The sequence below is a fragment of the Kocuria massiliensis genome, assembly GCF_900169715.1.
GTDB lineage: Bacteria > Actinomycetota > Actinomycetes > Actinomycetales > Micrococcaceae > Rothia > Rothia massiliensis.
On the sequence record NZ_LT835161.1, the window covers coordinates 351155 to 371162 of the forward strand.

Sequence of the window (20008 nt, forward strand, 5' to 3'; positions counted from 1 at the left end):
GGCAAATCTGCGGCGTGCCGGGAAAAGTTCCGTTCCCCACAACGCACGAGACCCCGGAACGTGAGTGTTCCGGGGTCTCGTGCGTAGTTGGAGCCCCCTGCCGGAATCGAACCGGCGACCTTTTCGTTACGAAGGAAACGCTCTACCGACTGAGCTAAGGAGGCCTGCGCTTGGTGCGGCACACTGTCGTGACCGCGTCTTTGCGCGAATGTAACTGTAGCAGACGGAGTGCCGCCCTCACCAACTTGTGTGACCTGAATTGCGTGTAGGGGTTTCGGCATAAAACGAGCGGTGCCATGGTTATAGCCACAGACCGCAGATCTCATGACGAAGGAGACGAACATGGCACACATTGGCATTATCGGTGGACACGGCAAGATCGCGATGCTGACGGCACCTTTGCTCGTGAAAGCGGGCCATCAGGTCACCTCGATCATTCGCAATCCGGACCAGACCAGCGACGTCGAAGGCACGGGTGCACAGGCCCTCGTCAAGGACGTCATGGACCTTTCGACCGAGCAGATGGGTGAGCTGTTCCGCGATCACAACTTCGACGCCGTGATTTGGTCGGCGGGCGTCGGCGGCGGTGATCCCGAGCGCACCTGGAAGGTCGACCGCGACGCGGCGATCCGTTCCATGGACGGTGCCGAGAAGGCCGGCGTCCAGCGCTACATCATGGTTTCCTACCTCGGAGCCTCCTTCGATCACGGCGTGCCCGAAGACGACGACTTCTACTCGTACGCCCAGTCCAAGGCCGAGGCGGACCAGCACTTGCGCGAATCCTCCCTCGACTGGACCTTGGTGGGCCCCACGGCGTTGTCCTTGGATGAGCCCACGGGTGCCATCTCGATCACCACGGATCCCCAGGGCGTCAAGGCCTCGCGAGCCAACGTCGCCCGCGTGCTGGCCGCGGTCGTTGAAGACGACGGCACGATCCGCAAGGCGTTCCCCTTCACGGATGGTGACACTCCCATCTCGGAAGCTTTGCGTGACGACTCCGTGACCGACCAGCTGGCCTAAGGGGCGGTTATGGGATGGATGGATTCTCTGCGCGGCCGCTCGAATGATCGGGACGGCGGCGCGACCGGGGCGATGCCCGAGGCTCGGCTCGAAGCGTGGGTCTCGGGCCGCGTCCAGGGCGTAGGTTTTCGGTGGTGGACCCGAGGCGTGGCACGAAAGAACGCGCTCGTGGGGTTCGCAGAAAACCTGTCAGACGGCCGCGTGTGGATCGTGGCCGAAGGTGCCCGATCCGGCATCGACGCGCTCTGGGAGGCCTTGAACTCCGGTGATACGGCGGGCGAGGTCAGCTCGATCGAGCGCGAAGACCCGGAACCTACGGGCGAATTCCAGCAATTCGGTGTGAAATAACCGGCTTGACTAGGGGTTCCGGAGAACCACCGGGCACGCTAATATATAAGTAATAACTTATGTGTTAGGACGGTGTTCCATGGGACATGCGCACGACCACCATCACGGCCCCGGCGCGGGCAGAAAGCGGCTGTCGATTGCCTTCGGCATCTCGCTGTCGCTCTTCGTGGTGCAACTGATCGGTGCCGCCGTGACGGGCTCGTTGGCTCTGCTTTTCGACACGGTCCACGTGTTGACGGACGCCGCGGGGCTCGGCATGGCCCTGTGGGCCGCGGTCCTCATGGAGCGGCCCGCCACCGACCACCGCACGTGGGGTTGGAAACGCGTGGAAGTATTGGCGGCCGCGGTGCAGGCGACCGTGTTGATCGTCGTCGGCATCGTGGTCATCGTCGAAGCCATCCAAAGGTTCGTGACACCGCAACCCGTCGCCGATCTGGAACTGATCGTCTTCGGTGCGCTGGGTCTCCTGGGGAATATCGCGGCCATCGTGGTGCTGTTTGGTGGGGAGAAATCCCTCAATATGAAGGCCGCCTTCTTGGAGGTCATCAACGACGCCCTGGGATCAGTCGCCGTCCTGGTGGCCGCGACCATCATCGCTCTAACCGGGTGGATGCAGGCCGACGCCGTCGTCGCCATCGTGATTGGCCTAATGATCATTCCTCGAGCCCTCGTGATTCTCCGAGAGTCCGTGAGCATGCTCCTCGAATCGGTGCCGCCGGGACTGGACATTGCCGAGGTTAAACGGCATATCGAGCGTCATCCCCACGTCGTGACGGTGCATGACCTTCATGCGAGCCGGATCTCCACGGATCTGCCCGTTCTGACGGCGCACGTGGTGGTTCAGGACGGTTGCTTCGACGACGGGCACAGCGCGCAGCTTCTGTGCGAGATTCAGAATTGCATTTCCGAGCACTTTGACGTCTCCATCGCCCACTCGACGATTCAGCTTGAACCGCAGAGCCACTATCGCCACGAGGAAGAAGAATTCACCGTATGACGGGCCAGGATAGAGCGCGAAGCGTCCAACTCTCGTGGTCTGGGCTCGGGGCGATGATTCTCCCGGACGGCTTCAGCGAACGCGGGTATGTTCTCGAGATCGGCGGGGCCGAGCAGTCGCACGTGGACCTGAACCATCCCGAGCGCATCGTCTACGAGTATCTGCGCCGCATCGCCAACGTGGTGGACACCGTTGCTCCTGAAGGGGAACAGATCACCGCTGCCCACCTGGGTGCGGGCGGCCTGACCCTCCCTCGATACATTCAAGCCACTCGCCCGGGTTCCCGGCAGGTCGCCGTGGAGATCGAACGCGAGCTCCTGAGCCTGGTCACCCGTGAGTTGCCGTTGCCGGAAGGAACCCGGCTGGCCCGAGTCACCGACGACGCCCGAGCTGCCCTGCCCGACCTCGCTCGAATCGCCGGGCTCGCGGAGGGTGAAGGGTTCGACGTCGTCGTCCTGGACATCTTTTCCGGCCGAGATTCGCCCGAGCACCTGGCCTGCCAGGAGTTCTACGCCGAAATTCTCCCGTTGCTTTCCGAACGCGGCGTGGTGCTCGTGAATGTTGGGGACGACCCCGGGCTCGCATTTTTTGCGCGTCAGGCCGAAGCCCTCGCGGAGGCCACGTGGCGGGATCCGAGGTTGGGTGCGGAGTCCGGCGCGTGGGTCTTGACGGATAGCTCGATGACGAGCGGTCGGCGGGAAGGAAATCTGATCCTCGCGGCGGGGCCCGGAATGCTGGACGCCTCCAAGCGGGCCGAGAGTTGGCGAGCCGCAGGCCCCCATCCGGGAACCGTCCTCGACCCCGCGCAGACCCAAGAATTTGTCGGACGGCTTCGAGAGATGCGTCGCTGATTTTCCCTTCCGCGGCTGCGGTGCGCTCTCGGCTAAGTGCCTCAAGAATCCAGGTCACCCGTGGTTAGATGAAGGCATGGCACCGAAGCTCCCCTTTGATTCCGCAATGAAGAACGCCTTCGACGATAACGGGCAGCCCAAGCCTGCCTTGAATAAAGCGCTGGACTCCGTGCTCCGCGCCCAGCGTCCCTTGGTGGTCACTGCCCTCAAAAAAATCCGCAAGAAGCATCCGGACGAGACTCCGGAGCAGATCGCTCATCGATTGGAGCGTCTGTATCTTCGAGACGTCACCCTGGGTGGTGGCGCCATCGGTGCATCCGCTTTCATCCCGGGCATCGGAACGGTCACCTCCGTGGGCTTGTCGTTCGTCGCCGTCGGCGGCTATTTGGAGCGCACCGCCATCTACGCGCAGTCGATGGCTGAGCTCTACGGTGTGCACGTGGACGAACCCGAAAAGGCCCGCACGATGGTCATGGCCCTCATGCTCGGCGAAGACGGCGCCGTGCTCATGAAGCAGATCATGGGCCAGTCGGGTCGAGCCGCCGGCGTCAGCAATAAGTGGGGGCTGATGCTTGGCAAGGAGGACGGCAAGACCTTCAGCGTCTCCCGAACCATCCGCAACATGTTCATCAAGAGGTTCCTGACCCGTCAGTCCGGCGCCATGCTCGGACGTGCCCTGCCCTTCGGCATCGGCGCCGTCGTGGGCGGCGGAGCAAACTTGGCTTTGGGCCGTCAGGTCATCAAATCCACCAAGGAGGCCTTTGGTGAGGCCCCGAAGACCTTCCCGGACAGCGTCCAATTAGACGGCCGTGCTCCCAAATTTGAGGATCCGAAGGAAGAGAAGAAAGCTCAAGCCCTAGCCGGGGATCTCCCCGCGGGGAAAGCCGCTGAGGCAGAGCGAGATCAAGCCGAGGAATCCTCCGAGAAGGAATCTTAAGGGCTTCCTCGTCTCAAGGGGCGCCCGCCTCGTTCTGGCGGGCAAACATATCGACGCAGGGCATCGACCACGGGTGTGGCCGATGCCCTGCGTCATTATTCTCGGTGGTGATTTACCGCAAGTGGTCGACTAGCTGGGAGGCGATGCCGTTGTAGCTCGCCGGCGTGAGACTCGTCAGCCGCTCTTCGGCCTCGGGGGAGAGGCCTAGCCCGGAAACGAACTCAATGAGCCGCTGCTGATCCACGCGGTGCCCGCGGGTCAATTCCTTGAGGCGCTCGTAGGGATTGTCCATGCCCTCGACGCCAGCAATGGATTCCGCACGCATCACCATTTGAATGGCTTCGGCGAGCACCTCCCAGTTGCGGTCCAAGTCGGCGGCCAGAACTTCCTCCGCGACGTCGAGCTTGGCCAGGCCCTTCACGACGTTCGAGATCGCCAACATTGAGTGCCCAAAAGCGACGCCGATGTTCCGCTGCGAGGACGAATCCGTCAGGTCGCGCTGCCACCGCGAGGTCACGAGGGTTTCGGAGAGCGTGTTCAGGAGCGAGCAGGAGATTTCGAGGTTGGCTTCGGCATTCTCGAAACGAATCGGGTTGATCTTGTGAGGCATTGTAGACGAGCCGGTCGCGCCCTCTACAGGGATCTGGCGGAAGTAACCGATGGAAATATATGACCACACGTCGGTGCACAGGTTGTGCAGAATCCGGTTGAAGTGCGCCATGGTCGAGTACAGCTCGGCCTGCCAGTCGTGGGACTCGATCTGCGTGGTCAAGGGGTTCCACGTGAGGCCCAGATACTCAACGAATCCGCGGGAGACGGCCTCCCAATCAACCTCGGGTGCCGACGCCATGTGGGCCGCGTAGGTTCCCGTGGCCCCATTGATCTTGCCGAGGAATTCCTGGTTCTCGATGTGGCGAAGCTGGCGTTGAAGTCGGTAGGCCAGCACGGCCATTTCCTTGCCCAGCGTGGTGGGCGTCGCGGGCTGACCGTGGGTGCGCGACATCATGGGGATATCCCGGGTGGATTCCGCGAGGGAGGCCACCATGTCGGTGAGCTCCCGGGCTGCGGGCAGCCACGCGTCTCGAACAGCGTCGCGAATGCCGACGGCGTAGGAGAGGTTGTTGATGTCCTCGGAAGTGCATCCGAAATGGACGAGCGAGGTCAAGTGGCCCAGTCCCAGGCTTTCCAACCGTCGACCGATGAAGTACTCGACTGCCTTAACGTCGTGAACCGTGACCGCCTCGATGTCGGCCAATTCGCGGATGGACTCGCCGTCGAACTCGGTAACCAAGCTCCGCAACCCAGATTCCTGCTCCGCCGTGAGGGGCTCCAGGCCCGGGAGAACGGAATTTTTACTCAAGTAGATGAACCACTCGACTTCGACGTGAACGCGGTCGCGGTTGAGCGCGGACTCCGAGAGGTAATCCACGAGGGGCGCCGTTTGCGGCTGATAGCGACCGTCAAGGGGCCCCAAAGCGATCGCGGGCGAGACGTCGGTGAGACTCCGGCGACCATTCGGCAGGGTCGTTGTGGACAGGGAGGTTTTCTCTGAGGAATTGGCCATGGCCTTATTGTGGCACGCTCCGGCTTCGCTTCGGCGTCGTCCACAGGCATGCGTCTTGACGGTTGCTGCGGGTACTTCTCCACGGAAGGGATGAGGTAACCACCGTGGACGCGATGGATGTGGGGCGGAGTCGGGATCCTGAGGGGGACGGGGCGGGAGGGCCACCGTCGTGAACTTCGAGGGAGGAAAACATCATGGAGATCGCCGGTGCATGGGGCTTCAGATGCCGGAAGCCGTCCGATCCATGGGGCGGTTGGCAGCGGAACGACTCGACGGCTTCGCCCAGGAGGCGGCGGGCCTGGCCGAGGACTTGCTGGACGCCAGAGCCCAGATCGCGGAATCCGCCGGGACCACCTGGGATTCCCCGGCCGCCGGAACCTTTCGTGAGGGAATCCAACGGCACCTGGGGCAGGCCGACGATGCCGCTGATCACCTGCGCCGTGCCGTCGACCTCTTCCTCCGGGCGGCCGAGGAGATACGACAACGGGTGGACGGCATCGCCTTAGCCATGGAAGGGGTCGAGCGCCGCATGGTCGACTCGGCCGTGCGGCACGCGGGGCACCTCGGCGTGACGGTGGGTTCAATCTTCACGCACCTCCACGACATGCTCGAGGACCCGCGGGCGCGGACGGCGCTCGAGGAACTGGGTCATCTGCGGGAGGTCTATGAGCAGGTTTCACAACCTGAAATGCTCGTGGGTTTGCAGCGTGCGCTCTCGGGTTCGCAGGGGCGGTGAGGGCCATGGCATCGATGGCCGAGCAGGTGCGCGAGTGGGGCGAATTCGCTACGCAACCGGCGAAGGAGACGGGAAGTTTTCAGACCGCGTTGGGCCTGGTGCCTCAAGGCGGTGCACATCTGCGCTCCTCATCTGCCCGCATTCGCGTGGATACGGAGGAACTGGGGCGTTTGAGTGCTTCGCTCGCCGGCGCCGCGAGCCGGATGCTGGCGCTCGAGGGCCGATTGGTCCTGATGGTTGCCGAAGCGGCCGCCGTCTGGACCTTCGTGTCCGAGCACGTTGGGGCCGCGGCGGAAGCCCTTGGAGAAGCACGGCGCGGATCCCACGGGGTGGCTTTAGGTGCCGGCGAGTATTCGGCAAAACTTCGCATTGCGCGGGCCTCCTACGAACACGCGGAGGAGCTCGCCGAGATCTTGGTCCAGGGCTTTGATGCGGTGCATTCCGTGCCGTACCGCACCTTATATGGGTCCGCCTTCGCCGTCGGAGGCAATCCGCTGGGGCTGTTGACCGGAGCCGCGGGATTCGTCGTCGCGGAGGGAACCCTCCTGGCGGTGGACTCGGCGAGTCGAGGGACTGCCGCGGCTGTTCGCTCCTCATTGGCCGGAAGCGGGCTTCCGCTGGAGAACTTGCGTTCGGAGGTCGCTGCTGTCAAAGCACGACGACGCTCCGCGGGTTTGGGGCTCGTTCGCCTCAGCGGGTTTCGGAAGGTCGGGGAGAAGGCGATTTCTCAAGCTCGCCACGGCGGTTCTCTCGAGTTCGTTGCACAGGCCCTAGAGCAAGCCGGCCGTCATGACGACGAGTTCGACGCCGCGGCGGGCCCGCAAGACGAGGTGTCGTTGGCTCATGTGGACGTCACGGAGGTGACGCGGCCCGACGGAACTCGCTCATTTCTCATCTCGATTCCGGGAACGGATTTTGACCACCTCACAAGTCGCACCGATCCCGATGGGGCCTTCAGCATCGCCGACGTCGCGACGACCACCCCAGGAACGCCGTTGGCTCAGTCGCCGGCTCTCCTCCAACTCGTGGAACGTTCCCTCGTTCACGCAGGCGTGGGCCGGAACGATCCCGTGCTTCTGTCCGGCTTTTCGCAAGGGGGAATGGCGGCCATGGCGCTTGCCTCCAATCGGGAATTCACGAGCAAGTTTACGGTGCGAGGCGTCGTCACGACGGGAGCGCCGACCGCACCGTACACCGGGATCTCGCCGGATATTCGGTTACTTCACGTTCGTGATGTGAACGACCCCATCCCGGTGGCCACCGGAGGTGGCGGGGACCCAGGAAACGATCACGCCGTCGTCGTCCACACCAATGTGGGTTCCGGCGGATTGATGCAATTCACCCACGGCTCCCGCGAGTACGTCAGAGCGGGGCGGTCCGCCGATGACGCGTTGGCGACCACTCATGAGGGGAGAGTCCACGCACAATTGCTCGCCGACATGATGCCGAAGGGATCGTCCCTGCGAACCACAACCTTCGAATCGGGATCGGAAACCTATGATGCATTCACAGGTGAACCGAAGAAACGTGAGCGATGACACTTCTAGCGCAAACGCCCGTTACAGTGGAATTCATGAGTCAGCACGAAAACCTATCCTCGGACCGCATCCAACCCCGCGAAGTCTTCAGCAAACTCCCCAAGTACGCCGCCGGTAAACCCCCTCGTGCGGTCGAAGGTTTGACACAGTACAAGCTGTCGTCGAACGAAAACCCCTATGGTCCGGTACCGGCAGTCCGGGACGTGATCCGTACCTTTGAGACGGCGAACCGGTATCCCGATCCGTTGTGCACGCGCCTGCGAGGAGCCCTTGGCGAACATCTCGGGGTGGACCCCGCAGACATCGTCACGGGCGCCGGGAGTTTGGGTGCACTCGGGCAGATCCTTGCGGCATTTGCTGGCGGGAACACGGATGGTAGCCAGGACGAAGTCATTTATCCGTGGCGTTCCTTTGAGGCCTACCCCATCGTGACGGGTCTAGCCGGCGCGAAAGAAGTTCGGGTTCCAAACCTTCCGAACGGTGAGCATGACCTCGATGCGATGCTGGCCGCGATCACGGATCGTACTCGAGTCATCATTCTCTGCACGCCGAATAATCCCACGGGCCCGGCCTTGACCCAGCAGAAGGTCCGGGACTTCATGGCGCAGGTTCCCTCGCGCATCGTTGTCATCCTCGACGAGGCCTACCTGGAGTTCTGCCAGGCTTCCGAATTGAACGAGGCGGAGATCGCCGAGGGCGGCCTCGCCGAAGGCATGGGCCTCTACCCCGACTACGAAAATATGGTGCTGTTGCGGACTTTCTCGAAGGCCGCCGGACTCGCCGGGTTGCGCGTGGGGTATTCCGTGTCTCATCCCGAGGTAACCCAGTATCTTCGAGTCGCCGCGACGACCTTTGCCGTGACCGCCGTGGCCGAGGAGGCCGCTATCACCTCGATCGAGCACCATGAGGAAGTCCTCGAACAGGTTCGACGTCTCGTCTCAGAGCGAACACGCGTCGTCGAGGGCTTGGCGGAGCAGGGCTGGCGGATTCCGGTAACCCGGGCGAACTTCGTCTGGCTCCCGCTCGGTGAACGGACCCAGGAATTCGCGGAAGTGGCGGATGCCCACGCTCTGTCCGTGCGTGCTTTCGGTAACGAAGGCGTGCGTGTGAGCATTGGTGAAGACGAAGCCAACACGCGATTCTTGCAGATCGCGGAGCAATTCCGGGGACGGGTGGAGCGGTAGGCTAATGAGTGTATTTTGTGTCCGAAGGATCGCCCGCACCCGGGTGTCCCGGTCACACCGGGCGTCGGACAACTAAGCCGCATGGAGGACTCATGGAAACCGCGGAAACCCACCACCCTGGGGCTACCGAAGGTCGTTTGAGCAGGGTGACCATTCTCGACGAGAACGGTCATCGCGGGACGAACCCCACGTTCGATCCGTATATCAAGGACGTCACACTCGAGGACCTGCAACGCTCCTACCGGCAAATGCTGATGGTGCGTCGGTTCGACGACGAAGCGACGTCCCTTCAGCGTCAAGGCAAATTGGCCTTGTGGGTGCCTTCGAAGGGCCAAGAAGCAGCCCAGATCGGCTCGGCGAACGCCATTCCTGAGCGTGACTACATTTTCCCGTCCTACCGAGAGCATGCCCTGGCCTATGCGCGTGGAGTGGACTTGGGCGATCTTCTCAAGGTGTTCCGCGGTTTCGCCCCGGGAGGGTGGGACCCCCAGGCGTATAGATTCCACCTGTATTCCTTTGTGCTGGCTTCCCAGATCCCTCACGCCGTGGGATACGCGATGGGGCAGAAGCTCGACGCGGCATTGCGTGGCGGGCCTTCCGATGAAGCCACCGTGGTCTACTTCGGCGACGGCGCCTCGACCGAGGGTGAAGCCCACGAGTCCATGGTCTTTGCTGCCTCCTACGACGCACCGGTGCTGTTCTTCATTCAAAACAATCAGTGGGCCATTTCGGTGCCGTTCTCGACGCAATCCCGGGTGCCCCTCGCGGAACGTGCGGCGGGGTACGGTTTTGAAGGCATTCGCGTGGATGGCAACGACCTGTTGGGAGTCCAAGCGGCCACGGCTTACGCGATGGATAAAATTCATCGGGGCGAGGGGCCGGTGCTGATCGAGGCCGAAACGTATCGCATTGGTGCGCACACCACGGCGGACGACCCCACAAAGTATCGAACGGCCGACGAAGAAGCGGAGTGGACCGCCAAAGACCCGTTGGTTCGGCTCGAAAAGTACCTTCGTGACCAAGGAACATCCGAGGATTTCTTTGACACCGTGAATGCCGAAGCCAAGCAGTACGGCGCCACCATCAGGGACGCCGTATTGGCCATGGAGCCCCCGGAATTCGACTCCGTCTTTGAGCACGTCTATGCCGAGGAAAACTCTCTCGTGGCGCAGGAGCGGGCGTGGTTCCGTGATTACGAATCGGGATTTGAAGAGGCCGGAACCGCGGAAGGTGGGCGCTGAACGTGAGCGACAACGAGAAGCAGGGGGCAACCGTGGAAACCATGCCGATGGCCAAGGCCCTCAACGCCGCCATGGAGGATGCGCTGACCGAAGACACCTCCGTTCTGTTGATGGGGGAAGACATCGGCACGCTCGGTGGGGTTTTCCGTGTGACGCAAGGGCTCAAGCAACAGTTTGGCGCCGAACGCGTGATGGACTCGCCGTTGGGTGAAGCCGGAATCGTGGGTACCGCGATCGGGCTGGCCATGCGAGGCTACCGGCCGGTGTGCGAAATTCAGTTCGACGGCTTTGTGTTTCCCTCGTTCAACCAGATCACCTCGCAATTGGCCAAGATTCATGCCCGGTCCATGGGGTCGGTGAAATTGCCGGTCGTCATCCGCATCCCCTATGGCGGAAACATTGGTTCGATTGAGCATCACTCGGAATCCCCGGAAGCCCTTTTCGCTCATACAGCCGGCCTGCGGGTCATGTCCCCCTCGAATCCCCAAGACGCATATTCGATGATGCGGGAAGCGATCGCTTCAGATGACCCCGTCATTTTCCTTGAACCCAAGCGTCGGTACTGGCTCAAAGGCGAGGTAGATCGCTCCGCGACCACCGCGGAATCACAACGGGCCCAGATCGTGCGCGAAGGCCGGGACCTGACCCTTGCGGCCTATGGCCCGCTCGTGCCGGTCGCCCTCGCGGCCGCCGACGCCGCCCGAGACGACGGACTGTCCATTGAGGTCATCGACTTGCGCTCCATCTCGCCGTTGGACGTGGATACCGTTGAGGCCTCGGTTAAGAAAACGGGCCGTCTGATCGTGACCCATGAGGCGCCCACCTTTGGTGGCATGGGCGGCGAATTGGCCGCCGCCATCGGGGAACGCTGTTTCTACGGCCTGGAAGCGCCCGTCTTGAGGGTCGGCGCATTCCACATGCCGTATCCCGTGGCCGCGGTGGAGGAAGATTATCTTCCGAATATCGATCGGTTGCTAGACGCCATAGACCAGTCGCTGAATTACTGACCAGCCCTAACACTCAGGAGCTCGCATTGTCGTCGATTTTTCATCTCCCAGACGTTGGGGAAGGCCTGACTGAGGCCGAGATCCTGTCGTGGAAGGTACAGCCCGGCAGCACGGTGGAGGTCAACCAGGTCGTCCTGGAAATCGAAACGGCCAAGTCCGTCGTCGAATTGCCGTCCCCCTACGCGGGAACGGTCGAGTCGATCATCGCCGCAGAAGGCGAAACCGTTGAGGTTGGTGCGCCATTGATTTCGGTGCGGGCCGAGGGCGAGGCCGGCGCTGCCGAATCTGACACCTCCGAGGCCAGCCAGGCCGAGAAGGCCCCGCCGGAGGAAGCCGCATCGGTCGAAACGCCGCGCGACGACGTCGTGCCCGAGCCATCCGCCGCAGATCGATCGACGCCGTCGGCGGAACCGAACCCTTCGACGCGCGGATCCGAGGAAACCGAGGCACTCGTCGGATCAGGGCCCAAGGCGGACCCGGTCCGACGCCGTACCCGCAAGCGACCGATTGGCGCGACCTCGAACGCGGGTGCGACCTCGCAGGATTCCGTGGCCGCTGGCCCCGCGGCGGAGCAGCCCGAGACGCTCCTGACGCAATTGCTCAACCGGACGCAGCGCTCCGGCGGCATCGGAATCGCGGAACGCGCGAAGAGGCTCGCCGAGGAAGGTCGAGAGGCCCTGAAGTGGCTGCCGGGCCGTGCCCCTGAGGAACCGGCCGGCGAGGTCTCCGGGCATCGGACGGTGGGTAGCGAACCTCCGCGTCGGCCCGCACTCGCCAAGCCGCCGGTACGCAAGGCGGCCAAGGACCTCGGCATCGACCTTGCCGACGTTCCCGCGACCGGTTCACAAGGTCAGGTCACCCAGCGGGACCTCGTGAACTTTGCGGCCAACTCGCAGGACGTCGAAAGCCGCCGGCCCGCCAATTTCTGGGCGGAGCGGGGAGCCAGCGAGGACCGTGTGGAGCGCGTACCCGTCAAGGGCGTCCGCAAAGCCACGGCGAAGGCCATGGTCAAGTCGGCTTTCGAGGCACCGCACGTTTCGATCTTCGTGGACGTGGATGCTTCGCGGACCATGGAGTTCGTCAAGAGGCTGAAGGCCTCGCCGACCTTCGAAGGCGTCAAAGTGACACCGCTGCTGATCTTGGCGAAGGCAGTCATTTGGGCGACCGCTCGTAACCCGCAGGTCAACTCGCAGTGGACCGATTCCGAGATCCTCATCAAGAGGTATCTGAACCTCGGAATCGCCGCGGCAACGCCACGCGGCCTGATGGTTCCAAACATCAAGGATGCCCAGGATCTCTCCTTGCGGGAGCTCGCCGTGGCCCTCAACGCCCTGACCAAGAAGGCTCGCGAAGGCAAAACGCAGCCCGGCGACATGGCCTCGGGGACCATGACGATTACCAATATCGGCGCCCTGGGGATCGATACCGGCACTCCGATCATCAACCCGGGCGAGGCGGCCATCGTGGCCTTTGGAACGATCAAGCAGAAGCCGTGGGTCGTCGACGGCGAGGTCATTCCCCGCTGGGTGACCACCTTGGGTGGATCCTTCGATCACCGCATCGTTGACGGCGACCTTTCGGCTCGTTTCATGGCCGACGTCGCGGCGGTCCTCGAGGAGCCGGCGCTTCTGCTCGACATGTAGACGCGCGACAAAGGCTCAGACAACAAGAACCCGCTCGGACTTCAGCCCGAGCGGGTTCTTGGTCTTCAACGAGGTCAGCGGCCTTCGAAGCCCCAGCGGTCAACCGAGCGGTGGAAGCGCGTGCCCCACAAGCCACCGAGAATGGCCGCAACCAGCCCGATCACCAGGGCACAGACGGCGGCGGCAAGACCCCACAGGAAGTCGTCGCCGCCCAGGGACTGGATGGATCCCAACGGAACACTCGTCCCCACGCGATCAGGCAGAAAGAGCGAGAGCACCGTGGTGACCGCGACGCCCATGAGCTGCCACAGCCAGACGGCGATGCCCTGCTTGGCACCCGCAAAGCGTCCGGCTCGCCCCGCCGCGAAACCTCCGATGAGGTAGGAGAGGAAATACACCGCAGCAAAGACGAGGACCCACACGCCGCCTCCGGCCGAACCTTGGGCGATCTCGTGGAGCGAGGCGCCCACGGTGGTCGGCATCTCCGTCGCCCCCACCGCAGGAATGAGGGCGGCGACGAGCCACAGGAGGAACCCTGCCGTGCCGGTGGCCACGAGCCAGCCGATCAACCCCGGTAATAGCTGGATGCGCCCGTATTCCGCTTTTTGCCGACGGAGGATCAGCGCCCGTAGCTCGGCGCCGGACGGCCCCTGAGTCGGCGCCGGTGCGTAACCCCCCGCAGCGGATCCTGCGTTTCCGGGGTATCCCGACGGCGTCGGGCCGGTGGGGTACGAACCCTGAGCCCCTGGCGCCGCACCGGGAGCGTTGGCCCCTGAGTAGTCGCGATATGGTGCGTCGGCCTGACTCAAGACCTGCGTGCGCTGGTCTGCGTCGTAGCGGGATGCTGCGTTCGATCCGGAATTCTCGTCATATTCGAGACCAGACACCTTCTCCGCCCCTGGGGAATTCGGACCCTCACCATAAGCCGGCAACGGGAGAGTTTCATTCGCGCTGTCAGACCCAGACGTCCACGAACCGTTATCCAAGACCTGAGTGGCCTGATCGTCGTCGGAGAGCACCTCGGTCCGATCGTGATCGAGAACCTCGGTTCGGTCGTCGTCCAGAACTTCCGTGCGATCGTGATCGATCCATCCGGTGGAATCCCGGGAGAATACCTCCGTCCGGTCGTCGTCCAGAGGGATGGTGCGGTTCGGATCGAAATCATCGTCCCGCGGATCGTGCAAGGGGCTATTTCGTGATGAGCTCATGCGGTCTTCTCCTGATCGGGGTTCTGGCCCTGGGCTTCTCGGGTCACCTGTTCCCGATAAGCAGGGGGAAAGTTATCCAGGGCGAACTGTCCGGAACGTTCCTCCGGATTAATGGTGCGAATGACTCGGGCGGGGGAGCCCACGGCTACCGAGAGCGCCGGAACATCCTTTGTGACGACGGCTCCAGCCCCAATCACGGAATCGTGACCCACTCGGACGCCTGGCATGATGATGGCTCCGCCACCGAGCCAGACGTTGTCTTCGATGGTGATGGGCAACCCACCTTCCCACATCCGTTTCCGGTCCAAGGGGTTTAAGGGGTGGGTCGCGCCCAACAACTGCACGTTGGGGCCAATCTGGACGTCGTCGCCAATCCGGACCTCGCACACGTCGAGGATCGTTAAGCCGAAATTGGCGAAGAGTCGATCGCCGATGTGGATGTTGTACCCGTAGTCCACGCGGAAGGGAGCCCGGATGCAGACGTCGTCGCCCATACTTCCGAGCAGTTCGAGGAGGAGCTCTTGGGCCTCCTCCGTACGACCTTCGACGTCGTGGCGCTGGTAGTTGTCCGTTATACGGGCGGCCTCGGACGACGTCCGATAGGCAGACTCGGACGGAGTGCCGTCTCCGCGATAGGGGAGGCCGGCGTGCATGCGTTCGCGCATGGTCATGGAATCAGGGGTGGGGTGCGGTGCGCTCATGGGGTCGAACCTTTCGGTAGGGAGGGGGCGAGGGAACTAGTGCAGAACGGCAACTAGCCCGATCACCACCAGTCCGACCAGGATCGCGATTCCCGTAGCGATCAGCAGGCGTCGCTGGATCTGGCGCATGACGGCGTGAACCTCTTCGTCGGTCCAAGAAGATTTGCGGCGTTGAGTCATGGTGGTCAGTATTCCAGGTGTCGCGCCAGCATGGCAGAATCGCCTACATGGATGAAGCTCCTCACGATGGCTCAGCACCCACCACCCAACGGCGCCCCTGGCTCAAGACGTACAATCCCAACACCTCGGAAATCCTGGATCTTCCCGAAACATCCCTCGTCCACGTCATGGAGCGGTCCGTCCGCGAGGCAGGATCCAAAACGGCATTGGAATTCTTCGGTGCGAAGACCAGCTACACCCAACTGGGCGACCAGATCTCCCGCGTGGCCGAAGGCCTGCGACTCATGGGGGTTCAGCCTGGCGACCGCGTGGCTATCATTCTGCCGAACTGCCCGCAACACATCGTTGCGTTCTACGCGATTCTTCGGGTGGGCGGCGTCGTCGTCGAACACAATCCGCTCTACACCGAAGGCGAGCTCCGGCACCAGTTTGAGAACCACGGTGCCAAGGTGGCCTTCGTGTGGGACAAGATCGCGGACAAGATCACCGACCAGCCTTCCGACATTCGACCGCGTCGGGTGGTTGCGGTGAACCTCATCGAGGCGATGCCGACGCATCTGCGGTTAGGCCTCAAACTCCCGATATCTCGATCCAAGGCCTCGCGGCAAAAGCTCGAAGGCCCCGCGCCGAAGACCACCCCGTGGCGCAAGATGCTCAAGTACCCGGCGATCGACGTCGGCCATCACCGTCCAACGGCTCATGACACGGCCCTCTTGCTGTATACCTCAGGTACCTCGGGCACGCCGAAAGGGGTCATGCTGACCCACCGAAACCTCGAATCCAACGCCAAGATGGGCGAGGAATGGATCGGACTCGGTAGCGACGAGGTCATTTACTCGTTGCTACCCCTTTTCCACGCCTATGGCATGACCCTCGGACTGGGCATCGCCATGGCTGTTCGCGCCAAACTCGTGCTTTTCCCGACGGTCGACCTGGACCTCGTCTTTTCCGCCATGAAAAAGACCAAGCCGACCATCTTGCCCGCGGTGCCTCCCGTGTACCAGCGCATGATGGACATGGCGCGTGAGCGTGGCACGGATCTTTCCGGGATTCGATACTCGGTCTCGGGAGCCATGAATCTGCCGCCACAGCTGGTCAGCGAATGGGAAGCGAAAACCGGCGGATACCTCGTCGAAGGCTACGGCCTCACCGAATGCGCTCCTCTCGTGTGCTGCAACCCTCTCAACGGCTCACGCCGCGCAGGCTCCATTGGCGTCCCGTTCCCCTCCACGGACATTCGCATCGTGGACCCGGAAACCCTGAAAGACGTCGAGGACGGAGAACCAGGAGAACTGTGGGTCTCAGGCCCGCAGGTGTTCCGCGGGTACTGGAAGAACGAAGAGGCCACTCATGAGTCGGTGACCGAGGACGGCTGGTTACGGACTGGCGACATCGTCACGATGGACGACGACGGCTTTCTGTTTGTCGTCGACCGACTCAAAGAAGTCATCATCACCGGAGGGTTCAACGTGTCGCCTTCGGAGGTCGAGACGGCGCTCAAAACCAGCGACCTCGTCAAGGACGCCGCAGTGGTGGGCCTTCCGTCTCCAAGTGGCGGAGAGGAAGTCGTCGCGGCCGTCATCATGGAGCCGGGGCACGCGTTGGACGTTGAGGCTCTGCGCCAGCACTGTTACAGCAAGGTCACGCGTTACAAAGTCCCGCGTCGGATCGTCGAGCTCGAGGATTTTCCCCGTTCGATGCTCGGCAAGACCCTGCGCCGTGAGGTCAAGAAGCTCGTGGAAGAACGGATCGACTGACCGGCCTCAGCCGAGCCACCGACGCAAAGGCCCGCCGTCTCTCCCAGGAGAGATGGCGGGCCTTTCGGTTCCGTAGCGACGAACGCTAGCGGCGCATGATCTTCCGTGCCAGCCAGTTGCCAAAGAGCTGGACGAACTGAACCATCACGATGATCACGAGTACGGCGGCCATGGTGATGTCCCAGTTGAAGCGCTGGTAACCCTTCGACAGGGCGTAGTCACCCAAGCCGCCGGCGCCGATGTAACCCGCCATGGCGGACATGTCCACGACGCCGATCAGCAGGAATGTGTACCCGAGCACGAGCGGGCCGAGGGCCTCGGGGAGAATCACCGAAAACATGATGCGCGTACGGGTCGCGCCCATAGCGCGGGCCGCCTCGATCACTCCGGGATCGATCGACACGAGGTTCTGCTCCACGATGCGGGCCACCGCGAAGACGGCGGCCACGACCATGCCGAAGACGGCCGCCTTCATCTCGATCGTGGTACCGATGGTCGCGAGCATGACCGGCCCCAGGGCCACCAACAGGATGATGAACGGAATGGGGCGAACGAAGTTCACCACGAGGTTCAGGATCCAGTTCAGCGGCCGATTTTGCAGAATATTTCCGCGACGGGTCGTGTACAGGAGTAGCCCCACGATGAAACCGAGAACACCCGCGATCACCATGGTGATCGCGACCATCTGAATGGTCTCCCACGTGGCCTGTAAGAGGTCGGGGCGGACCTCCGACCAGTCGGTCTTGGGCTTCGCCTCGATCGAGGAAGACAACAGGGTTTGAGCCGAGAGAGTCATCAGGCGCGCACCTCCTGAACGAGAGTGACGGATGTGAGCTGTTCGATGACGGTCTCGATATTCGCGGTGTCACCCAACAACTCGAGCGTGAGTTTGCCGTAGGTGCGGCCTTGGAGGGTCTCCAATCCGCCGTCGACGATGTTGAACCGAACGTCGCGTTCTCCCAAGCGGGACAGCACATCGCCCAGCTTGGTCTGGTCGGTCACCTCGACGCTGATGAGGCGCCCCTCGTGACGTTCCTTGAGCTCGCTGGCCCTGGCACCCGTGGGGGTGGGCTTGACCGTGGTCGAGACGAAACGCTGCGCCGGTGCGGTCTGCGGATTCGAGAAGACGTCGTAAACGTTGCCCTCTTCCACAACCTTGCCGTTTTCCATGACGGCGACCCGATCCGCAATGGACGCCACAACGTCCATTTCGTGCGTAATCACGACGACGGTAATCCCGAGGTCCCGGTTGACCTTCTTGAGGAGGCCCAGGACTTCCTCGGTGGTCTCCGGGTCGAGGGCCGAGGTCGACTCATCGGCCAAGAGCAGGCTCGGTTCGGTGGCCAAAGAGCGGGCAATGCCGACGCGCTGCTTCTGCCCGCCCGAGAGCTGATCCGGATAATTCTTCGCCTTGTCGCGAAGGCCCACAAACTCCAACAATTCGGCCACACGCTCGCGACGCCGGGCCGCCGACCAACCGGCGACCTTCAGCGGAAATTCGACGTTGGCGGCGACGGTCTTGGAGTTCATCAAGTTGAACTGCTGGAAGATCATCCCGATATTGGTCCGAGCCTGGCGCAGTTGGGCGTCGTTGGCTCCCGAGATCGTCGTTTCCCCAACGGTGAGGGTTCCCGACGTCGTGGATTCGAGGCCGTTGATCAGGCGAACCAACGTGGACTTGCCTGCACCGGAATAGCCGATGATCGCGAAGATGTGTCCGCGGCGGATGGTCAGCGAGACGTCGTCGACGGCCTTCACGGTGGTCTTGCCGACGGTGAAGACCTTGGAGACGCGATCGAGGACCACCATGTCCGAGGAGCGTTCCTCGGACACAGAGCTCGTGTGCTCGGTCATGTGTTTTCCCTTGCTGGTAGGCGAATCGTAGCGGGGCCGGTCAAGCCCCTGAGCGCGCACGACGCCGGCAGGCGGTGGCCGGCCGGCGTCGTGCGACCGCGGGATCAGGAGCCGGCAGGCGGTGGCCGGCCGGCGTCGTGCGACCGCGGGATCAGGAATCCTCGCGAACGCTGCGCGACTACTTGTCTTCGTTTTTCTTGTCTTCGTCCTCGAGCTTCTTCTGCGTGTCGCGAAGCTTCTGGACGTCGGTATCCACCACGACGGCGGTGTTCTTGGACGACCTCTGCTGGGCTTCCTGAACGGGCTTGCTGCGGTAGATATCGATGAGCTTCTTGTACGTCTCGTTATCTTCCTGGCCCTTTTGGGCCACAAAGACGTTCACGTACGGAAGGGCCGACTCCTGGCTGGGGTCATCCTGGTAGAGGGCGTTCTTCGGATCCAAACCGGCGTCGTCCAGGAAGTCGTTATTGACCACGGAACCGTCGACGGAAGCCATCGAGGTGACGGTCTGGTTGGCCTCAACCGCGGTGACCTCAACCTTGGAGTTGTCCTTGTCGATGTCCTTTTCGCTGGGCTGGATGACGCTGTCATCCTTGAGCTTGAGGAGATGAGCGGCCTTCAACAGGTTGATTGCGCGTGCCTCGTTGACGGCATCGTTCGGAATGGCGATCTTGCCGCCCTGGGGGATCTCATCCACGGACTTGTGGTTCTTGGAGTACAGACCCATCGGGAAGATCGCGGTGGGGCCGACGATTTGGAGGTCGTCGTCGTTATCCACGTTGTAATTAGCCAAGTAGGAAATGTGCTGGAACCAGTTCAGGTCCACCGCACCCTGGGTCAGCTGCGGATTGGCCTCGGTGTAGTTGTTGAGCTCTTTGTACTCAACATCGATGTCCTGTTTCGCCGCTTCTTCCTTCAGAACCTTGTTGACGTCTTGTTCTTTGGTGATGGCGATTTTGACGATGGTCTTGCCATCTTTGGTTTCGGGGCCGCTGGGGGTCCCACCGTTGCCACACGCGGACAAGGCCACGGCGATCGGCAGGATTGCCAAAAGGGCGCCAAGTTTTTTCTTCACGGCTATGAATCTCTCTACTCGGTGCGGTGAACGATAAAAAGATGGGCCTCCACCGAGGCTCATCGCCAGCCAATTACATCATGAGGAGATCCGGCGGATAGAAGTCTCGGATATGTGTAGTCACGGTCTTCATTCGGCTTCATAATTCGACATATTTCAGGCTGAGC

Annotated in this window: 19 protein-coding genes and 1 tRNA gene; 12 read left to right on the plus strand and 8 right to left on the minus strand. The window is 62.4% G+C overall.

All coding sequences use genetic code 11. The annotated features are described in order from the left end of the window. Positions 1-88 precede the first annotated feature (88 nt). Positions 89-164: transfer RNA gene (locus B9Y51_RS05820), tRNA-Thr, on the minus strand. Between the two features lie 178 nt (positions 165-342). Here B9Y51_RS05820 and B9Y51_RS05825 point away from each other — a divergent pair. The 5 genes from B9Y51_RS05825 to B9Y51_RS05845 all read left to right on the plus strand — a co-directional run bounded on the left by B9Y51_RS05825 (position 343) and on the right by B9Y51_RS05845 (position 4153). After that, positions 343-1020 carry an SDR family oxidoreductase gene (locus B9Y51_RS05825; RefSeq protein ID WP_085529123.1) on the plus strand — a complete coding sequence of 226 codons (678 nt, stop codon included), beginning with the start codon at positions 343-345 and terminating at the stop codon, positions 1018-1020. A gap of 18 nt (positions 1021-1038) precedes the next feature. Next, positions 1039-1368: an acylphosphatase gene (locus B9Y51_RS05830; protein WP_218189204.1), complete on the plus strand. Its 330-nt coding sequence runs from the start codon at positions 1039-1041 to the stop codon at positions 1366-1368. A gap of 79 nt (positions 1369-1447) precedes the next feature. Then, on the plus strand, positions 1448-2365 hold the full coding sequence (locus B9Y51_RS05835; protein WP_048683883.1) for a cation diffusion facilitator family transporter: 918 nt from the start codon (positions 1448-1450) through the stop codon (positions 2363-2365). Continuing rightward, positions 2362-3216 (plus strand): spermidine synthase, encoded by an 855-nt coding sequence (locus B9Y51_RS05840; RefSeq protein ID WP_085529124.1) that lies wholly within the window; start codon positions 2362-2364, stop codon positions 3214-3216. Before B9Y51_RS05835 ends, B9Y51_RS05840 begins: the two co-directional genes overlap by 4 nt. A 76-nt stretch (positions 3217-3292) precedes the next feature. Further along, positions 3293-4153, plus strand: a complete 861-nt coding sequence (locus B9Y51_RS05845) for a di- and tripeptidase (protein ID WP_085529125.1) — start codon at positions 3293-3295, stop codon at positions 4151-4153. A 112-nt stretch (positions 4154-4265) separates the two neighbouring features. Here B9Y51_RS05845 and purB read toward each other — a convergent pair whose 3' ends face one another. Further along, a complete protein-coding gene (gene purB / locus B9Y51_RS05850; protein WP_048683877.1) occupies positions 4266-5717 on the minus strand; it encodes an adenylosuccinate lyase in 1452 nt (483 codons plus the stop codon). A 211-nt stretch (positions 5718-5928) separates the two neighbouring features. Between purB and B9Y51_RS05855 the strand changes: the two genes are divergently transcribed. The 6 genes from B9Y51_RS05855 to B9Y51_RS05880 all read left to right on the plus strand — a co-directional run bounded on the left by B9Y51_RS05855 (position 5929) and on the right by B9Y51_RS05880 (position 13066). Further along, the gene (locus B9Y51_RS05855; RefSeq protein ID WP_085529126.1) at positions 5929-6453 is read left to right on the plus strand and encodes a hypothetical protein; all 525 of its coding nucleotides are present in this window, start codon (positions 5929-5931) and stop codon (positions 6451-6453) included. Between the two features lie 5 nt (positions 6454-6458). Then, positions 6459-7991, plus strand: a complete 1533-nt coding sequence (locus tag B9Y51_RS05860) for a hypothetical protein (protein ID WP_085529127.1) — start codon at positions 6459-6461, stop codon at positions 7989-7991. A gap of 35 nt (positions 7992-8026) precedes the next feature. Then, a complete protein-coding gene (locus B9Y51_RS05865; protein WP_085529128.1) occupies positions 8027-9175 on the plus strand; it encodes a histidinol-phosphate transaminase in 1149 nt (382 codons plus the stop codon). A gap of 92 nt (positions 9176-9267) precedes the next feature. Continuing rightward, entirely contained in the window at positions 9268-10416 is a 1149-nt protein-coding gene (locus B9Y51_RS05870) for a thiamine pyrophosphate-dependent dehydrogenase E1 component subunit alpha (protein ID WP_085529129.1), read from the plus strand. A gap of 32 nt (positions 10417-10448) precedes the next feature. Beyond that, positions 10449-11423, plus strand: coding sequence for an alpha-ketoacid dehydrogenase subunit beta (locus B9Y51_RS05875; protein WP_085529692.1), 975 nt, complete (start codon positions 10449-10451; stop codon positions 11421-11423). 26 nt (positions 11424-11449) lie between these two features. Next, entirely contained in the window at positions 11450-13066 is a 1617-nt protein-coding gene (locus tag B9Y51_RS05880; RefSeq protein ID WP_085529130.1) for a 2-oxo acid dehydrogenase subunit E2, read from the plus strand. A 74-nt stretch (positions 13067-13140) separates the two neighbouring features. Here the strand turns inward: B9Y51_RS05880 and B9Y51_RS05885 are convergent, their stop codons facing one another. The 3 genes from B9Y51_RS05885 to B9Y51_RS11150 are packed head-to-tail and all read right to left on the minus strand — an operon-like array spanning position 13141 to position 15155. Next, entirely contained in the window at positions 13141-14274 is a 1134-nt protein-coding gene (locus B9Y51_RS05885; RefSeq protein ID WP_085529131.1) for a YrzE family protein, read from the minus strand. Beyond that, positions 14271-14975, minus strand: coding sequence for a sugar O-acetyltransferase (locus B9Y51_RS05890; protein ID WP_085529132.1), 705 nt, complete (start codon positions 14973-14975; stop codon positions 14271-14273). Before B9Y51_RS05890 ends, B9Y51_RS05885 begins: the two co-directional genes overlap by 4 nt. A 36-nt stretch (positions 14976-15011) precedes the next feature. After that, complete coding sequence (locus tag B9Y51_RS11150) at positions 15012-15155, minus strand: hypothetical protein (protein WP_153245879.1); 144 nt, start codon at positions 15153-15155, stop codon at positions 15012-15014. A 47-nt stretch (positions 15156-15202) separates the two neighbouring features. Between B9Y51_RS11150 and B9Y51_RS05895 the strand changes: the two genes are divergently transcribed. After that, entirely contained in the window at positions 15203-16912 is a 1710-nt protein-coding gene (locus tag B9Y51_RS05895) for a long-chain-fatty-acid--CoA ligase (protein WP_085529133.1), read from the plus strand. A gap of 85 nt (positions 16913-16997) precedes the next feature. On the opposite strand, the gene B9Y51_RS05900 is transcribed toward B9Y51_RS05895, so the two are convergent. The 3 genes from B9Y51_RS05900 to B9Y51_RS05910 all read right to left on the minus strand — a co-directional run bounded on the left by B9Y51_RS05900 (position 16998) and on the right by B9Y51_RS05910 (position 19841). After that, complete coding sequence (locus B9Y51_RS05900; RefSeq protein WP_048683858.1) at positions 16998-17708, minus strand: methionine ABC transporter permease; 711 nt, start codon at positions 17706-17708, stop codon at positions 16998-17000. Beyond that, the gene (locus B9Y51_RS05905) at positions 17708-18766 is read right to left on the minus strand and encodes a methionine ABC transporter ATP-binding protein (RefSeq protein WP_082156920.1); all 1059 of its coding nucleotides are present in this window, start codon (positions 18764-18766) and stop codon (positions 17708-17710) included. Before B9Y51_RS05905 ends, B9Y51_RS05900 begins: the two co-directional genes overlap by 1 nt. 178 nt (positions 18767-18944) lie before the next feature. Further along, positions 18945-19841: a MetQ/NlpA family ABC transporter substrate-binding protein gene (locus B9Y51_RS05910; protein WP_048683854.1), complete on the minus strand. Its 897-nt coding sequence runs from the start codon at positions 19839-19841 to the stop codon at positions 18945-18947. Positions 19842-20008: the final 167 nt, after the last annotated feature.